The 16,683-nt window shown below is 35.3% G+C and carries 22 protein-coding genes; 21 read left to right on the forward strand and 1 reads right to left on the reverse strand.

The annotated features are described in order from the left end of the window. Positions 1 to 112 precede the first annotated feature (112 nt). A complete protein-coding gene (locus MAMMFC1_RS14545; RefSeq protein WP_232035468.1) occupies positions 113 to 871 on the forward strand; it encodes a hypothetical protein in 759 nt (252 codons plus the stop codon). Between the two features lie 50 nt (positions 872 to 921). Here the strand turns inward: MAMMFC1_RS14545 and MAMMFC1_RS14550 are convergent, their stop codons facing one another. Continuing rightward, complete coding sequence (locus tag MAMMFC1_RS14550; RefSeq protein WP_126309177.1) at positions 922 to 1,164, reverse strand: helix-turn-helix domain-containing protein; 243 nt, start codon at positions 1,162 to 1,164, stop codon at positions 922 to 924. Positions 1,165 to 1,521: 357 nt separating this feature from the next. Here MAMMFC1_RS14550 and MAMMFC1_RS14555 point away from each other — a divergent pair, with 357 nt between their 5' ends. The 20 genes from MAMMFC1_RS14555 to MAMMFC1_RS14635 all read left to right on the forward strand — a co-directional run bounded on the left by MAMMFC1_RS14555 (position 1,522) and on the right by MAMMFC1_RS14635 (position 16,679). Continuing rightward, positions 1,522 to 2,220 (forward strand): outer membrane beta-barrel protein, encoded by a 699-nt coding sequence (locus MAMMFC1_RS14555; protein ID WP_126309178.1) that lies wholly within the window; start codon positions 1,522 to 1,524, stop codon positions 2,218 to 2,220. Positions 2,221 to 2,796: 576 nt separating this feature from the next. Further along, positions 2,797 to 3,111, forward strand: a complete 315-nt coding sequence (locus MAMMFC1_RS14560) for a hypothetical protein (protein WP_126309179.1) — start codon at positions 2,797 to 2,799, stop codon at positions 3,109 to 3,111. Positions 3,112 to 3,242: 131 nt separating this feature from the next. Next, positions 3,243 to 3,968, forward strand: a complete 726-nt coding sequence (locus MAMMFC1_RS14565; protein ID WP_126309180.1) for a hypothetical protein — start codon at positions 3,243 to 3,245, stop codon at positions 3,966 to 3,968. Between the two features lie 41 nt (positions 3,969 to 4,009). Continuing rightward, positions 4,010 to 4,444: a hypothetical protein gene (locus MAMMFC1_RS14570; RefSeq protein WP_126309181.1), complete on the forward strand. Its 435-nt coding sequence runs from the start codon at positions 4,010 to 4,012 to the stop codon at positions 4,442 to 4,444. 338 nt (positions 4,445 to 4,782) lie between these two features. Continuing rightward, positions 4,783 to 5,124 carry a hypothetical protein gene (locus MAMMFC1_RS14575; protein ID WP_126309182.1) on the forward strand — a complete coding sequence of 114 codons (342 nt, stop codon included), beginning with the start codon at positions 4,783 to 4,785 and terminating at the stop codon, positions 5,122 to 5,124. Positions 5,125 to 5,237: 113 nt separating this feature from the next. Further along, positions 5,238 to 6,329, forward strand: coding sequence for a ParB N-terminal domain-containing protein (locus MAMMFC1_RS14580; RefSeq protein ID WP_126309183.1), 1,092 nt, complete (start codon positions 5,238 to 5,240; stop codon positions 6,327 to 6,329). 126 nt (positions 6,330 to 6,455) lie between these two features. Then, complete coding sequence (locus tag MAMMFC1_RS14585) at positions 6,456 to 6,827, forward strand: hypothetical protein (protein ID WP_126309184.1); 372 nt, start codon at positions 6,456 to 6,458, stop codon at positions 6,825 to 6,827. Continuing rightward, positions 6,784 to 7,896 (forward strand): hypothetical protein, encoded by a 1,113-nt coding sequence (locus MAMMFC1_RS14590; RefSeq protein WP_126309185.1) that lies wholly within the window; start codon positions 6,784 to 6,786, stop codon positions 7,894 to 7,896. The genes MAMMFC1_RS14585 and MAMMFC1_RS14590 overlap by 44 nt, the downstream gene beginning before the upstream one ends. Then, positions 7,889 to 9,373, forward strand: coding sequence for a DNA primase family protein (locus MAMMFC1_RS14595; RefSeq protein WP_126309186.1), 1,485 nt, complete (start codon positions 7,889 to 7,891; stop codon positions 9,371 to 9,373). Before MAMMFC1_RS14590 ends, MAMMFC1_RS14595 begins: the two co-directional genes overlap by 8 nt. Before the next feature lie 493 nt (positions 9,374 to 9,866). Next, positions 9,867 to 10,463, forward strand: coding sequence for a hypothetical protein (locus MAMMFC1_RS14600; RefSeq protein ID WP_126309187.1), 597 nt, complete (start codon positions 9,867 to 9,869; stop codon positions 10,461 to 10,463). 418 nt (positions 10,464 to 10,881) lie between these two features. Beyond that, on the forward strand, positions 10,882 to 11,040 hold the full coding sequence (locus tag MAMMFC1_RS21550; RefSeq protein WP_158618782.1) for a hypothetical protein: 159 nt from the start codon (positions 10,882 to 10,884) through the stop codon (positions 11,038 to 11,040). Then, positions 11,021 to 11,647, forward strand: coding sequence for a helix-turn-helix domain-containing protein (locus tag MAMMFC1_RS14605; RefSeq protein ID WP_126309188.1), 627 nt, complete (start codon positions 11,021 to 11,023; stop codon positions 11,645 to 11,647). Before MAMMFC1_RS21550 ends, MAMMFC1_RS14605 begins: the two co-directional genes overlap by 20 nt. Beyond that, positions 11,622 to 11,795 carry a hypothetical protein gene (locus MAMMFC1_RS21555; protein WP_158618783.1) on the forward strand — a complete coding sequence of 58 codons (174 nt, stop codon included), beginning with the start codon at positions 11,622 to 11,624 and terminating at the stop codon, positions 11,793 to 11,795. The genes MAMMFC1_RS14605 and MAMMFC1_RS21555 overlap by 26 nt, the downstream gene beginning before the upstream one ends. A gap of 474 nt (positions 11,796 to 12,269) precedes the next feature. Then, the gene (locus MAMMFC1_RS14610) at positions 12,270 to 12,809 is read left to right on the forward strand and encodes a site-specific integrase (protein WP_232035821.1); all 540 of its coding nucleotides are present in this window, start codon (positions 12,270 to 12,272) and stop codon (positions 12,807 to 12,809) included. Between the two features lie 263 nt (positions 12,810 to 13,072). Next, positions 13,073 to 13,489: a helix-turn-helix domain-containing protein gene (locus MAMMFC1_RS14615; RefSeq protein WP_126309189.1), complete on the forward strand. Its 417-nt coding sequence runs from the start codon at positions 13,073 to 13,075 to the stop codon at positions 13,487 to 13,489. Further along, entirely contained in the window at positions 13,489 to 13,797 is a 309-nt protein-coding gene (locus MAMMFC1_RS14620) for a DUF960 family protein (RefSeq protein ID WP_126309190.1), read from the forward strand. The genes MAMMFC1_RS14615 and MAMMFC1_RS14620 overlap by 1 nt, the downstream gene beginning before the upstream one ends. A gap of 134 nt (positions 13,798 to 13,931) precedes the next feature. Further along, a complete protein-coding gene (locus MAMMFC1_RS14625) occupies positions 13,932 to 14,477 on the forward strand; it encodes a hypothetical protein (protein ID WP_126309191.1) in 546 nt (181 codons plus the stop codon). Between the two features lie 86 nt (positions 14,478 to 14,563). Further along, positions 14,564 to 14,704, forward strand: a complete 141-nt coding sequence (locus MAMMFC1_RS21560) for a hypothetical protein (protein WP_158618784.1) — start codon at positions 14,564 to 14,566, stop codon at positions 14,702 to 14,704. Further along, on the forward strand, positions 14,701 to 16,203 hold the full coding sequence (locus MAMMFC1_RS14630) for a recombinase family protein (protein WP_126309192.1): 1,503 nt from the start codon (positions 14,701 to 14,703) through the stop codon (positions 16,201 to 16,203). Before MAMMFC1_RS21560 ends, MAMMFC1_RS14630 begins: the two co-directional genes overlap by 4 nt. 269 nt (positions 16,204 to 16,472) lie before the next feature. Further along, positions 16,473 to 16,679, forward strand: coding sequence for a hypothetical protein (locus MAMMFC1_RS14635; RefSeq protein ID WP_126309193.1), 207 nt, complete (start codon positions 16,473 to 16,475; stop codon positions 16,677 to 16,679). Positions 16,680 to 16,683: the final 4 nt, after the last annotated feature.

The following is a 16,683-nucleotide window of genomic DNA, read 5'->3' on the forward strand; positions in this document are numbered from 1 at the left end:
AACCAAGAAGATCAAATATAATTTACCTAAATGAGGGGAGTTGCTTGACATAGGGCTGGTAAAGGATTACTGGAGCATTCTTTTATTTGTTGGTGCAATGGCTTGTTATGCTGTGGGGTATATTAAGGCTGCGGCTTTATCTAAAGCTATATACCTTTCTGCAGTTCCTACTGAAATCTATACACCTGTAGCTTTACTTATCTTTGGAGCTACTTTTTTTGTTACTACCCTTATAGTTCCGTTGACGATATTTTCTACACTGTATATATTTCGTTATCTGGTTTCAGGTGAGATAAATAATAAGATTAAAATATGGTTTGATCAAAAAAATAGGATCTTCCTGTGGGGGACATTTCTTACAATAGGTCTCATAGAAATTCTAACTTTCACAATCCCTGGTGGGTCAGCTATATTACCTTTATTAATAACTGTAAAATATCCCATAGCAGGACTCTTTTTGATACTCACATTGTTATTTTTCGTGTTAGTTTCTTTTTGGGTAATTAAGAAAATAACAAGCAAAGAAAGATGGGTATATCTGGGTTTAAGTGTTTTTATTTGGATGTCAGCTATGTTGTTAATTCAAATCTCAATGTATCGTCCTACTATGATAAATGCCGATTTACCAATAGATACTCAACGTCCTGGAGTAGTTGGAAGCTTGACAATAAAAGACAATATAAAACAATCATGGCCATCTCCTGATTTTTCAGGAGGATATGTGTTAGAGGGAATGTTGTTATTTAAAAGTGACAAATTATATTACTTTGCAGTTTTCCCTAGGAACGGGTCGAATGTAAGCAGCTTATATATGTTTCCGGAAGATAGGGTAATAGCTTTTAATACATCCATTCTATTACTGGAAAAATAAATATTAATTTAAGAATAACAGCGATATCTCAAGTTTACGAGATATCGCTGTTATTTATTTTCTTCAATTGGCATGAAAAACTTAATTACATCAACATCTAACCCATCAGCAATAGCAAATAGAACATCAAGAGAAAAGGCTTTGGTCGAACCCGGTGCTTCAATCTTACTTAAATAACTCTTACTGATACCAATCTTATCTGCTAATTCATCCTGGGAAAGCCCCTTACGAATGCGGTAATGGACGATTTTTTTAGCAATTTGGCGATATCGTTCGTCATTGCTGGATTTCATAAATACTTTCACCTCTACAATAAAATTATAGAGGTCTTTTGAATATTGATGTTTTCACCTATTGTGAAATAAAAGTGTAATAAATTATTGCACTAATAGTGAAATATAGTTATAATAAATTAGTAAAGGTTGGCAATAGTGATAAATGGCTTATGTGGAAAGAATTGTGCGTAGTTATTTACGTTTACATAATGTTTGGTATAATATATAAATATACAGTATCTTCCAGTGTGGTAAACAGTGTTAAGCAGTAAAAATTACGCTTGTTTTGGTGAAAAGGATGGTGAACTCTATAAATTCAATCTTCAATAGGAATAGGTCATTACACCAAATAGGAACAAAGGGAGAGATTTGTACATGAAAAAAACAGCGATACTTGCCATGGCAGCTGCCACAATGTTAACAGCCAGCGTTGGCTTTGCAGCCCCACTTACCGATTATTCAGCAGGAAAGACGTCAATTGATTTAACTTGGAGACAGTCGGATATGAAAGGAGAAGCTCCAGTCGGTGATATTTCGTTAGACAAAAAATATAATTTGGACTGGGGAATTACTACGGGATTAGGCAATGATTTTGCTTTGCAATACAATGGCTATAATCCCAAATCCAAAGATACCGTCGTATACAGCGACCCTACGGAAACAGACAGCATGAATATTAAACTTAAAACACAGGAATTAAATGTGCTCTATAAACTGGATAAGAATATATCTGCCTATGCTGGACTTGTCCGGTTGAAAGCAACCGCTAACCAAACGGTAGCTGTAAGTGGTATCAGTACGGGAAGCAGTGATTCGAGTGATACCAAAAACAAAATACAGTTTGGCTTAGTGGGCAGTACTAAAATCGCGGATAAAACGACTGCTTATGCCTCTATCGGCGTGGCATCCGACTTTACGAACTGGAAGATTGGTTTGTCACAAGAATTTGCTCCCAATGTAGAATTTAATGTGGATTATCGTAACTTAAAGGCCAAGAGTTTAGCGATTAACAATATCGGCGATGTAGACGTTACAGCTAAGGGAGTAGGCTTTGGCGTAAGTTACAAATTCTAAAAACTCAATTTTGGCAATAACCAATAAATCCACTGGAATATAATTCAGTGGATTTATTGGTCAAACGGTAACTGATAACAAAGAGAATCACGGCAGTGATTAATGGAACACAGGGCAATATAATTTTATTAACTCTTTGAATTGAGGGCGTCTGGTGTCACCGGGTGATTATGAAAGGTATCTGTAACTCAAAGTAACCTTTGGCAATCATTTGACAGAAGTTATTATTCATCAATTAAAATCTAATGGGGGAATACATATGAGCAAAGAAGTAAGATATGATATTCGGGTATTAAGATGCAATATGTGCGGAAGAGTATGGGAGCGGGACGACGATGACCCGTTTGCACCGCAATGTTGTCCTAATTGTAGTGCTTCTAATACAACGACAGAACGAATCATCCACAAATAGAAAACTAGCCCAATGATTTATGAACCTTAGTCAAATAATTGGCTGAGGTTCTTTTGTCTTTTTCTAATCTTATGGAGGAATGACATAGACCGTTTACGCAGCCACTCTGTTTGATATAATTATTATATAGGAATTACTTGTAATTAAAGAAAGGGGCATATACTATGCATAGCTATATACGGGAACCATTAACCGGGAAACCTTTGGCCTATTGGGACGGAGAATATGTACGAAATCCACACGGGGAAGTGCTGGTATCCATTGATGGCAATTATGTCCGTGAAGGTGTTGACGGTAGGCAAGTTCTGGCGAATCTTGACGGTGTTTTCATTCGGGAGGGAGTAGCAGGTGGACGGGTGATCGCACATATTGATAGAGACCTTATTAGAACCGGAAGCAGTGGCGGCAATGTACTGTTTTTAATAGACAGTGGAGTTACGGATATGGAAAAATGCGCGTTGGCGGTAGCAATAATTTAAAAAAATTAGCAATACATTACATGTAATTCCACAAAATTTTGCACAGAAATCCGATATTAAAAGAGGATTTCTTTTTTTATGTAGAATTTTAATTTAAAAATACATTAGATGACGCTTGAGAGGATTAGTGAATGAGTAACACAGACACATTGATTTTGGCAGCTTATGAAAAATTAAAAGAACAAAATCCACCGGGAAAAATAGACAATATTGACTCTATTTGGGAAGAATTTTTAAGACTAATTAAGGACTGGCCCTATAAAAAAGATCAAATATTTACTTACGCTACTAGTACAAGTATGGGGAAAATTGCAGGTGTTACGCAGCAGGGAAGTTGTTATGAAGCCAAAAACAATTTTGAAATATTTCTAACAGATTCGACTTATGTAAATCCACGGAATGAGTATCAAACCATTGAATCTGTACATACTACGGATTTACATAAATTTAATAAAGATGTAGAGGAACACAGTATTTCTGGCATCATTTCACTATATCTAATGTATAGTCAAATACCTCAAGGTAAAGTGTATCGAAAATTACCATATATTGATGTGCTTCATAATGCGGTATATAATCGTATGCTTAGCTACACTAATTATAAACACAATTATAAGCCACGGGCACTTACTCGAAGATTTTTAAATTTAGCTTTTCAACAGTCATTTACAACAATAATCAATGAAAATAAGTTAAATAAAGTGGCTAGAAAATTAGGGATTTCAACGAAACAATCATATGTAAATAAACAAATGTACACCAGAAGCATAATTGAAGATTGTATAAATGTTTACTATTCGGATGAAAAAAGTCAATATGTTAGGGCGGCCACTGCATGGTGGATTTCTTATTTGTGATCATTAATTGGGTTCTATGATAAATTAAAGGGGTGATTTCTTTGTTTAATTATCCAGATTTTCAAGATCAAGAATATTACGATAGGGATCTTAAAGAAAGAATCGAGGCAATTGAAAAAGACCTTGAGTGGGAAGTGATGCTTAAACTGTTTAGAGATGAATATATAGATGTAAACAATAAATTTATGTCAACAAAACTTCAAATTGATTCTCCGAGAATATATAATGCGATATTTTATCGAACCCAAAAAGGTATCAAAAAAGTGGTTGATGAACTTGGCTGTAAAGGTACAACTAGATGTTGTGCTAAAGAAGGTGAAGCATCTCCCAAGGAATTAGAGGATTTTAATAATTATCTTAAGATAAAATTTCTTTTGGATAAAAATATGAGTTATGAACAAATTGCAAATGAAATAGGTACAACTAAGCAAAATGTACATAAAAAATATAAGAGATTAATGGAAAAATATGAATAAAAATTAAAAAACAGTTTAGAAAACTTTAAAAGGTTGACGGATAAAACACCCTGATTTCCCTAGGGTTTATCCGTCAACCTTTTCTGTTTTTCACTTGGTTTTCTCTAGAATGTATTCCTTGTTTGGTATAAAAATGCATGTTATTATGAATTTACAGTCAAGACAAACACAAAAAAATACAAAATTAGATAAAATTTCCTAATGGTTTTTATGTAAGACTTGCACCCTGAAAATTAAATAGCAATGGACAGAAGACAAAAGTAATTGGTATGACACCATTAAGTGGCTACCAATTACTCATAAAATCACAGAATATTAAGAAAAAAGGATGGAAAATTATGAAAAATTTTATTCAAGTTGCACCTGGAGAATTTTTATATCGTGGTAAAGTTGAGTTTTTTACTTACGATAGCAAGACTAAAAATTTAATGTTGAAATTACAATCTGGCACAGAAACGTTTAATTATCAAGAAAAACGTGAGCCCTATGAGTTTTTAATTCTACTAGATAATTACAATGAAGATCATATGCCAATTGATGGTGCTGATGAGCTTTATATTCATGTACATGGCAATTATAGTAGCGATTTCAAAGTAATAAAGCTAATAACAGAGCTTGATTTACAGGTAAATTACAGGCCTTGGGCGGAGGCATTTGATAAAGTAAATAAAAAATATTAAATAATGACTATTGCTTATATTTTTTTGAGTACGGTTGCAATAATTGGTTGACAATGAATCAGGCATGCTAACTTACAAAAAAACAAATTTACAAATAAAGGAGCAAAGATACTATGGAGAATATGGAAATGGGAAATAGCACTATTGCAAATGAAATGGACATGCGGCAAAGCGTTGCCACAAGTCATGAAAGCGGATTGCAAGAAATAACAGAGTCAACTACTGGCAATGAATTTGCCAGTAGTAAAAATTTAGCTTCAAAATTCAGTGCAGTATTCGAAACCATGGATAATTTTGAAGCACATTCATTTGCAGAAATATTTCCGGATGCAACCAAGGAAGAGTATGAAAGCCTGTTGGAAGATGTGCGAGTCCATGGGCAATATGAGCCAGTTATTATTTTTGAGGATAAAATTGCAGATGGCAGGACTCGGCAAAAAGCACAACAAGAATTAAAGCGCTCGCTGTTAGCCCAAACGTGGTTGGGTTCATCGGAAGAATTATTAAATTATCTCTATGCAAAAAGCCAACATAGAAATTTAAACAGCCAACAGCGTGCAGTTGTAGCGTTACAATTCGTTCAAGTAGAAAGAGAGTTAGCACAAAAGCGCAAAGGTATGCGTACCGATTTGAATCGGATTGTAGATGCCGTTAGAGGTAGAGCTTTAGATCAGGTAGCAAAAAAAGGCGGCACCAACCGGACGTATATAGCCTACGCAGAAAAAATTGATAAAGAAGCCAATGAATTATTGGATTATGTAAAACGTAATGAAATACCCATTACGCAAGCAAAATTACTGGCAGAAAAACTTAAAATTAGTCAAGATCGTCTGGCGGCTGTTAGTGAGTACAAAAAAGGCGGAAGGACAATGAGTGCTATTATTGATGAAATAAGTTACAAAAATGGCACTGGGTGTGAAACCAGCAGCGATGAAACTCAAAATCAAGGGTTTGAAGTGGATAAAATACCGGCCTTGTTCCTGTTTCAAAGTTTACAGTCTTGGCAAGACCAAGAAGCTGCGAAGACAAAAATCAAGCAAGTGGCAGAAATACTGGGTATTAACAGCAAAGAAGTCTGGTATATACCCGACAATAATGACAAGGATGCCAAAGCCGTTTTAAAACTGATGCAGTCATTCGTGAAACGCCTCAAAATGATAAGACGGTTTTCAGCAGAAGGCCAAGAGCTAAAACATATTTGTTAAATTTTATTGAGTAACACCATATTATAGTGCCGTCACGGATAATTATAAATTTTTTTAAGGTGGTGATTGCCTGTTGCTGATATTATAGGAATTTATCCATAAAAAATATATTGGGAGGAAAACCTTATGAGTACAGAAGTCGTTTTACAAAATAACCATGGAGTGTATACAAAGAAAAAATACGCCAGTGACTGGCTGGTGCAAATGGCGGCTATAGCCGGCAAAATGATAAATATCTACGATGTACTATATCGTTTGGATAATCCACAGCTATATCCCGATTTTAAACCTAAGCATTCTTATGCTTGGTACTTACGTTATTATGAACGACTGAATCAATTGGAATTATCTCTGATTCAACACACTGGTTTTGCTATTTTAGGCAAACCAGTGTGGGAGAATCTATCGTATGCTAAAGAAATTGAATTTGGTGAGACGGGAAGGGGGAATGAACTTGAATATGAATCAGCAAGTACAAGAATTAGAGAATTTTATTAATCGATTATGGGGGCGTCATCCTAAAAAAGATAACATCTTTTTGCTAGAGCGCTTAGCATATGGCGATAACTACAATAACGGTACAGGTAACACACAAACGGTTATGCCATTGGATATACCTCGCATTGTGTCGCACTTGCAAGAGCGTGGCGATACTCACGATTTTTCCATATCTCCGGCTATTTATCATGATATAACCAGGTCTTATGCTAATATTGCAGGACTGTATTGTTTTTGGGTAGAGTTTGATTGGGGTACGGTAGGTCACAAAAAGCGTGACCTACCCTTTGCAAGCAAAGATGAGTGTATACGTACAATAAAAAATAATTATATAAGGGCAGAGTTGAATCCTAACATGATTATGAACAGCGGTCATGGTATTCATTGCTATTGGCTGGTGGATAGCAATTTAATTGAACAGCAGACAAAAAAACAAATCGAGCAGGTTAATGAATGGTTGTTTCAGATTGGGATTGGCATTAATCGGAATTATTATAATGAAGTCAAAAGTATAACAAGTTTGATGCGTTCTCCCTATCCGGCGGTCAACAGAAAAATAGCATCGGAGCCAGTAGAGACAAAAATGATAGTCACACAGCAGAAAATATACCAGCTTGAAGAAATCAGAAACAATATTGCAACTTTTATTATACATACGCATAAAGAGAAAAAAGTAATTTTTAGAAAGAAAAATAATGGCGGCAAGAATCGGCCGGTTCTGCGGTTCGGTGATATCGATATGTTGGAGAAGGATGAACCCTTCATGAGTTGGCTTAGTGATAGCACTATTCTTTGCTACTACAAAAGCGATAAGTTCGGTTTTGACAGCACAAGTCATAAAGAGGCGTGGATATTTAAATATTTATATATGTGTGATTTAGATATTCCGGATATTTATGAATTTTGCAAGCAGTATATGGATAGAAAATATCATATATTTCGCACTAGAAAGACAAGAATAGATCGATTAAAGCGTATTAAATATGAAATTGATCTTGCCACAAAACGGGGAACTTTTCCTAAAAAAATAAGAAATGAACATATAAATCAGGAGGCATTATATGAATAATATTACAACAAAAGTTAAAAAAATTAGTTCTATTCAAAAGGAAAAACGAATCCAAACTTGCGGTTTTATTGGCAAAAGAAATGGTATTAATGTGATTAAACGTCCCGAAATGTTTGATTGGTTTAGAAAAAACGGACATTTATTTTTTAAAGATAAATTTAAATATGTATCAAATGCGTTTTATGGTTGGAATGGTAGATATTGGGAGACTGGAACGGAATTTGTTGATCGGTATATATATAATGAATTTGATAGATTATATGATGTTTGTGTACGGTTAGATGATATCCCGTTACTAAGAAAAGCTGGGGAATATAAAGACCACATTTCCTCACATCTAGTTTGGGATTGGGATGACAACTATGATAAAAAAGTTTATGTTACATTTCGTAATGGAACATTGGGGGTAAATTTAGAAGATCGCAGTTTTGAGTTCTTAGAGCAGGATTTTGATATGAATCTTAATGCCGTTTATGCTCTTAATTATGATTTTGTAGACACAATGATGGAAGTGGATTATTGGAAAAAAAGTTTTATTGGTACCTATTTTTTACAGTATTATGAAGAATATAATTTAAACCAGTTACAACAATTTTTAGCTTCTCTTCTAATTCCCCAATATCAACCTCAGCAAGCTTTGGTTATTCAAGGGGATGGCGGTGATGGTAAAGGCGTATTAATGGGAACTTTGAAACTGCTTTTTGGTAATGTAATTACCGAAGTAGACCCATCAAGATGGAGTGAAACTCATGCAATGGCCGCTCTGGTAGGATCGGTGTTAAATATAACTAATGAAGCACCTACTAGAGAAATTAGCTTAGATGCATGGAAGTCCATTATTGCTAATGACCGGGTTAACGTTAACCCCAAACATGAGCGGACATATAGCTATAAACCGTATGGTAAGCATATTTTGACGGTGAATGAGCTGCCTAAAATTGCCGTGCAGAAATCAAGTGTACGGAGAATGCCAATTATCCGTACTTGTAAGTCGACGAGCGCAGAAGAAAGAAGTGTATTCTTTAAGCGGGATTTTGAAAATAATAGGGATGCGCTTATTGCATTTATGTTACAAGGTTTATTTCTTTTAAAGGAAAACGGATTCAAAGAAATTGTCGGTGATATTGAAATGAAAAAGGAATTTATTTACGAGAATGAGTCAACAATAGGGGAGTTTATCAAAGATTGTCTGGATGTGACCGAGAAGCAGGAAGACTTTGAAAGTGTTGATGAGCTGTTTACTGCATTTCGTTATTGGAGAGATGACCATGCTCAGGGTTCAAAAGGTATTACAAAGGTAACATTTAGTAAAAAACTTAAAACAGTGTTGTTGCTAGGTGACAAAAAAATAGAAGGTAGTGTAGTGAGAAAAATATGTGGTATAGCGACTAGAGGTTTTTCCGGGGTAGCAATAAATAAAAAATGGAAGAAAAATCTGCAAGATATAAGAAAACATGGTGGTATAAAACTAATATAAAGCAAAAAGCGACTGTAAAGTGCCTTTATGGTCGCTTTTTGTCAATGTTGTTACAAGTTAGGAGGGAGATGTTACTTAGTGTTACTTTTATTTTCTAGTGTCAGTAATAAGGTTACAGAGTTACAGTAATATTTATAAAAAAATAGTAATAATAATATATTTTAATAAATAATTGTTGGATTGATTGTTTTTAGTGTAACTGTTGTATTGTTTCTTTGTGTAAGTAAAGAGTAAAGGTAACGGGGGCATTGTAACTTGTTACAAGATATAGCGAATTCATAATAAGACAAGGACTGTAGCTACTGTCTGTTTGTGTAAGAAAGGATTTTGATGAAGGTTACGGCGACAATAGTATTTAATTGCAAAAGCAAAAATATTGAGCTAAAGGTTTAAATTGTATCGTTAAATGATTATTTTTTAATACGGATGCTGCTACGAACAAGATTGAGAATTAGATGAACTGATATAAAAATGTAAAGGATGGGTCAATAGTATGGCAAATATTGCAATAAGAGCGGAGTTATTTAAAAAGAGTATTAGAAATGTGAAAATAACTACGGATGCATGGTTTTATCCTAAATTTTATAGATTTAAAGGGGAAAAACTGCTAAAACGTCTTAAGGAAGATATTGAAACATGTTCTCGGCAGAAAGCGGAAAAGGCAACATTAATACAGCAACAGCGGATAGAGCAAGAAAAAGCAGAGTATTTACGAGTGATAGAAATTTTATATCCGATTCTTCAGGCTGAAGAGATAGTAAAGGTTTTTAAGATGTGGCGAATGGTAGTTGCCAATATGGATGATTTTCAAACTCATTTATGCTGGGTATATGATAGCAAAAGATGGTATCTAAAAAATTCATGTGACCCAGGTTATATTACGTGGATGAAGGAAGGGAAAAATGCGCCAATTTTACGGCGATGGTTTGATAGAGATTTTAAATATATGCTTAGAATAACTGCAACCGAGGAAGAGATTAAAGCCTTGTTAACTATTTGTAAAGAGTTTCATATTGGGCAAACCATGTCACAGGAGAAAATGGATAGTATAATCGTTATGGATTTGTTAACGGAAAAGGTTTATCCGTGATAAACATTATCAGTGGGCGCCACTGATATGGGGGAGAGAACCTTCGCTGCGCTTCGGTTCTTGTGCAAGGGTTAACAGTCAGCTAGAAGCTTGCTTCTCACAAGAGAACAATGATCTGCAAGCTTGTCTTGCAGACTATTTGAGCGCAGCGAAAATAGTATATATCTAGAAGAGTAGATATATAGAAAAAAGTATATATAGAAATGAGTGCACTCTCAGATTATCCCAAATGCACTACTGGATTATTGGGGATGCACTTTCAGATTATTATATAGAAATCGCAGGTGTTAATTTGGCAGTAGTCCCAAATGCACCTGCGAATTATTATGATTAACTATTATAAAGGCTCTTGGTTGATGTATCTATATAACAAATGAAACAAATGTTTCGTTGTTAAACTGAAGTTGGAGGAATAGATATGTCGACAAAGTTAATTCATGTGAATCCTGAACTGTTGAAAAAATTAAGAATTGCAGCCGCTATTAAAAATATTGGCATGCAACAAGCGGCGAATGAAGCGTTAGAGCAATATATTCAGGCAAGTGGGGTGGAGCGCTATGAAACAACGACACCTTAGAATGCCGTATACATTGCTGGAACTTGCCATAGCGAACCATGCCAAGTATGTCTACATGGCCCTATTGCATTTCCGTAGCAAGACCAGTAAAAAAATCAAAGTCTCATTGGCGAAAGTAGCCGAGGTAACTGAATTGAAAGGCCGTCAACTAACGAACCATATTAATACCTTGGTTCAATACAACATTGTTGCAAAATGGCAAAATAAACATGATAGTGGAGAATATGGCTGTAATGTATATACCATTTCATGTGATGAAAGTTCTTTTGCTGAAATACCTTGGGAAATTGCTTATGATGACAAATTATCAGTTAACGCTAAAATTGGGTATTGTATTATGAAGCGATATACGGATTTAGACAAGCAAGATTATGTTTGTTACCTAACGAAAAGGGAACTGGCGAAAAAAATTGGTTGCTCGCTCAATGAAGTCGATAAAGTTAAGCGGAATTTGAAAAATGCTGGGTTGATTGCATATGAGCGCAATAGCAATAAAATTACGTTAGTCTATGAAAAATCGCTGGATGATAACAAAAATGAAATTAAGCAAATAGTGCGTAGAAAGAATAAAGTGAACCACAATGAAAATGATTCGACTGCTTTTTAAAGACACAAAAAACATAGTAACAACATCTGTGGAGGAAATTGCCAATGAGTGCAAAAGTAATCCAAATGAATTGGAAATAATGAGAGCACTTGAAGAAATGGCGCGGGATAATGAAATTACTATTGTGCCGAGTCGTAAGGATTTTTAGTAGTCCATTTTACAGTAGAGATATTTGCCAGAAAAACTGGCGAAATCAGCAGTAACCTCAACAGGTGTCCCTTATATCACGAGCAAAATTTTAGGCTTTTTCCAGAACGAGTGGCATATAGTCAAAATAAATGTATGACTTATGACAGTGATTTGTCAGAGGTCTTTTTTACTATACAAAAATAGAATGAGTTTATCTGGATACATGTAAGAAATACCATAAACTCATGAAATTACGATTTAATTGAAGCTGATTCGTAAAAAGAATATTATTTAATTGCTCTTAGGGAGAAGAGTGAAAGTAACAGAATATAGTTGTGTTACTTGAGATAAATGCCCACGAATGTAGGCCGTATAAGGCTTTGTATAACATTGGATATGATAACCATACAGACCGTTTACGTTGAATGTATTACAATATATAATACCAATATAAGGAAATACATTGAATATAGAGGTGCTGATATTGGAAATAGTGGAACCCATTCGCAATAAAAAACAGATTGATGCTTTAAAAAAGTATTTACGAGGTCAGAATATCCGGGATTACTTGCTGTTTGTACTTGGCATTAATTCCGGATTACGTATTTCCGATCTGCTAAAACTGACAGTAGCTGATGTACAGAGACAAGACCGCATCAGTGTGAGAGAACAAAAGACCGGCAAAAGCAAAGATTTTCCTATATCGGAAACCTGTAAAAAAGCTATTCAAGAATATCTAAAAGCGACAGGATTCAAGGAAGGTTATTTATTCTCTGGAAGAAAAGGCAGTAATCCAATTACTCGTATTCAGGCATATCGCATACTGAATGAAGCGGCTCATCACGTTGGCATCAAAGAGGCGGTAGGGACTCACACTTTACGGAAAACCTTTGGTTATCACGCCTATCAAAATGGGGTTGATATTACTCGTATCCAGAAATTACTTAATCATTCCTCTCCAAGTGTGACATTAGCTTATATAGGAATTACCAAGGAAGAACTGGATAATGTCTATATCACTTTGAATTTGTAACATCCGATAGTTTAAACCAGTAGCCAATCAATATTAGCAAGGGCCTTGGTAATTACTAATATGAACCTACGATAGAAATGTCTAGAGACCAATTAATATATAGTTGTGCCAAAGATTAATGCAGTAGCGATGCAGAGTGCCAAATTATAGGCAAAAAAAGTGTTAAAGGTGTAAAAAATTCACTAAAAGTGTTATTTAACACCTCGAAGTGTTAAATAGTAAACCATTAACCTATCCATAAAAAGTGACTGTGGTGACACTGGGTGAATGACAATTGGTCAGCAATTATAGCTGGCTATTTTTATTCACTTTTGATGTTCGCTAATATAGAAACCATTTATAATTATAAAAACAAACGGATGTTTGTAAGTGCGAGGGGAGATACTATGCAGAACAACTACGAAACGAGATATATTGAACTGGGAAAGAGAATTGCCTTTTATCGCGAAAAACGAGGATTGTCGCAAGCTGAATTGGCACAAAGGGTAAAGTGCAGTCCAATTTACATACGCAAAGTGGAAGGGGAAACTGTAGCGGTTCAAACAAGCATTAGCGGCATCTGGGAAGTGAAGAAGCTAGATTTCCTGTTTTCTATTGCTGATGCATTGCAAATGGATATATTAGCTTTTTTTAAACCCATGACAGAGGAAAACTTCCTTAAATATCGGAGGGACCATTAATGTTCACTTCCAAATGGTATGCAACGAGGGGAATTGCTACAGAAGTTGGTTTGGATATACAGCTAACATTGTGGTCAATGATTGATAAACGAAAAAAGATCGGTATTGAAGTTGACTATCTGCAAGTGTTTGAGTTATCAATTAATAGCAAAGATGGAATATCAGTTCAAAAAGTGATTCATAGACAAGAATGTCCGCCAGCTATTGCTACGTATTTCTTACCCATAATTGAAACGCCAATAGAAATGACAATATGGGCTATGGATAGCGAAGAGTACTGCATGATGCTGCTTCCAGAAGAATATTAAGAATGAAGTAACCTTAGTCAACTGTATTGACAGAGGTTATTTTTTTGTATGAATATGCAACTCAGCCGTTTACGCAGTGTGAGCAAGAGGATACGATATAATAGATAAGTTTACATAATAATGAAGGTGAGGAAATGAAAAAGAATGTAGCACCCATCACTCCCCGCTGCGGGATATGTAAAAAACTCTATTCGCCTCGTGATGAAGATGGTTCTGGCTTATGTCCAAAATGCAGGCCAACCAATAGTCAACCTATTTTAGCCGTTAAGCGTCAGTTCAAACAAACAATTTTTATGGAGGTTGGTAAAAAGATGATGGATGATTTCGAGCAAGAGGATTTGCAGGAGCAAGAAGCAGCTAACACAACTATTGAGGAAGAAAAAGCAGAGCAGGATAATCCCGAATCCCAGGAACCGAGTGAGAATACGGTTTCTGATGATACTACAGAAGCTCCTGTCATGGCTGAAAACAACGGTGAACTTAAAATCGAAGATATTATTGAACCAGGTCGGTACGGAGTTAGCAATAGCCAAATGATTCCTGCTTTAAAGAAGGCTATTACTGAGCAATCAATAGAGAAATTGGCGTTGCTAAAGAAAACTTATTTTTACACATTTGACAAATCCATTCGCTATTTGAAGAAAGCAGAGCGTGAATTCATCGAGAAGAACAGCATTTAAGTTATTTGTGCCATTTGAAAAATAAAAGTTAAAAAAATGAACCCCTTTCAGTTAGATACCCCAAAACTGAAAGGGGTTATATATTTATGCAACAACAAATTATCATCACAGAGGTTAACAAGCCATCCATTACCGCACTCAAGGCATTTAATCAATATGTTTTTAATGCGATTCAAAACCACTATAACAGCCACGCACAAGAAAAAGTTGAGGTGAAAAGTTCGTGAATAAAGAGGATAACATTAAACATGTGGCAATCTATTTACGGAAGTCACGAGATGAAGGGGAAAATGCCGATGTTTTATCAAAACATCGTGACACATTAGTTTCCTATGCGAAATCGCATAGCTGGACATATAATCTCTATGAAGAAATTGGCTCTGGTGAGAGCATAGCTAAAAGGAAAAAAGTAAAACAATTACTATCCCACGTAGAAGATGGCCTTTATGACGGTGTATTAGTTATGGACATTGACCGTTTGGGGAGAGGTAATCATGACGATTGGGCTGAAATATGTAAGGCATTTTTCTATACAGAAACTTTTATCATTACGCCACAAAAAATATATGATCTATCCAAAGAACAGGATGAAATGCTTTTTGACTTTCAAACTATTCTTGCAAGAATGGAATATAAAATAATTAAAAAGCGACTGCGAGAAGGTAAAGCAGCCGGCGCAAAAAAAGGCATGTGGACAAATGGTAGTCCACCATATCCCTATGTATATAATCAGGCAACCAGAATGATAGAGGTTGATCCCGATAAACTCAAAATATATCGAATGATTATAGATAAATATCTCTTGGGTATGAGTACCTTGCAAATTGCCATCTGGCTGAACCAGAGAAAGATTGCACCACCTTATAGTGGAAAGCGTAATAAATGTGGTTGGTCACATGTTTCCATTCATCGACTGTTAATCAGTGAAATTCATTTGGGTTATGTGATATATGGAAAGTCAAGGAGCCACAGGGGAACGGCGCAGTTGGTTAATAAAGAGGATTGGATAAAGGTTAAAGGTGAGCATCAACCCGTAAAAACGGAAGAAGAGCATGCCCAGATTATGGCTAGGATTGAGCAAAACAAAATTATTCCCCGGAAATGCCGAGCAGGGATGTTGCCGTTATCAGGACTATTATATTGTTCGAAGTGCGGTAGACGAATGCAATTTAAGCGGAGTCAGACAAAAAGCGGAAATTACTGGACTGCATTATGTACCTATACATATCCTGATGGTAGAAAGTGTGATCAAGTAGGTAGAAAGCTGGATGATGATTTTTATAAGGCATTGTACCAGCATATTATTAAAATTGACGAGCAGACGCTGGAACTGGTTGATGAAACCAGTGCACAACATAGGGAACTTAATGCATTGATTGAGATGAAACAAAAAGAATTGGAGCAGACGGAGCAGGCAATAGAAAAGCTGTTTGAAATTTTTGAGGATGGTGCAATTACTAAACAGCGTTTGGCTGACCGGATTGCTGGCCATGAAAAGACTAGGGTCGAGTTGGAAGCGGAGATAGAAAAATGTAAAACAGCGTTGGTAGCTCAGGTTAATATGGTGACAGTGGAGATGGTTCAGAAACGAATTGATGAGTTTAAGGCATTGTGGACTAATGCTATTAATCCTAATGAACAGAATCGAGCATTTAAGCTGTTGGTTGATCGGATTGTATATGATAGGGAAGATAATGGTATGAGGCTGGATATTTTGTATAAATAAATTTAGTAAATTAAGTAAATGTGGTGATAACAAAAGTCCTGTCAAATTCTTGGATGAATTTGGCAGGATTTTTGTTATATTGTGTGAATATTGCAAGTAGGGAATAGCTAGAACCATATTTATTTGATTTTACTGAACTGGTCAAAGCGAGAATTATAATTGGACATAAGCATTGGATAAAATTTGTATTGCTTTTTGAATTAGTCGCAAAAAACTTATGGTAGAATCTTTTTTTAAAATCCCTCATTCAAAGATAGGTGAGGATTAAAATGAATATTTCATTCTTAAAAGAGTGCATAAATAGTAATATTCCATTGTATATTGAAAAATTGCAAGTGAATATTGTTGATATTTATGAAGAGTTTAATCTTATAGAAATTCAAGATACGGATGGCTTTCAATTTATGGTCGACATTAGTGTTGTATCATTGAATCCTTATAGAGAAAAAAGCATATCTTTAAAACGTATTATATAAAGGG

Source organism: Methylomusa anaerophila (assembly GCF_003966895.1).
Lineage (GTDB): Bacteria > Bacillota > Negativicutes > Sporomusales > Sporomusaceae > Methylomusa > Methylomusa anaerophila.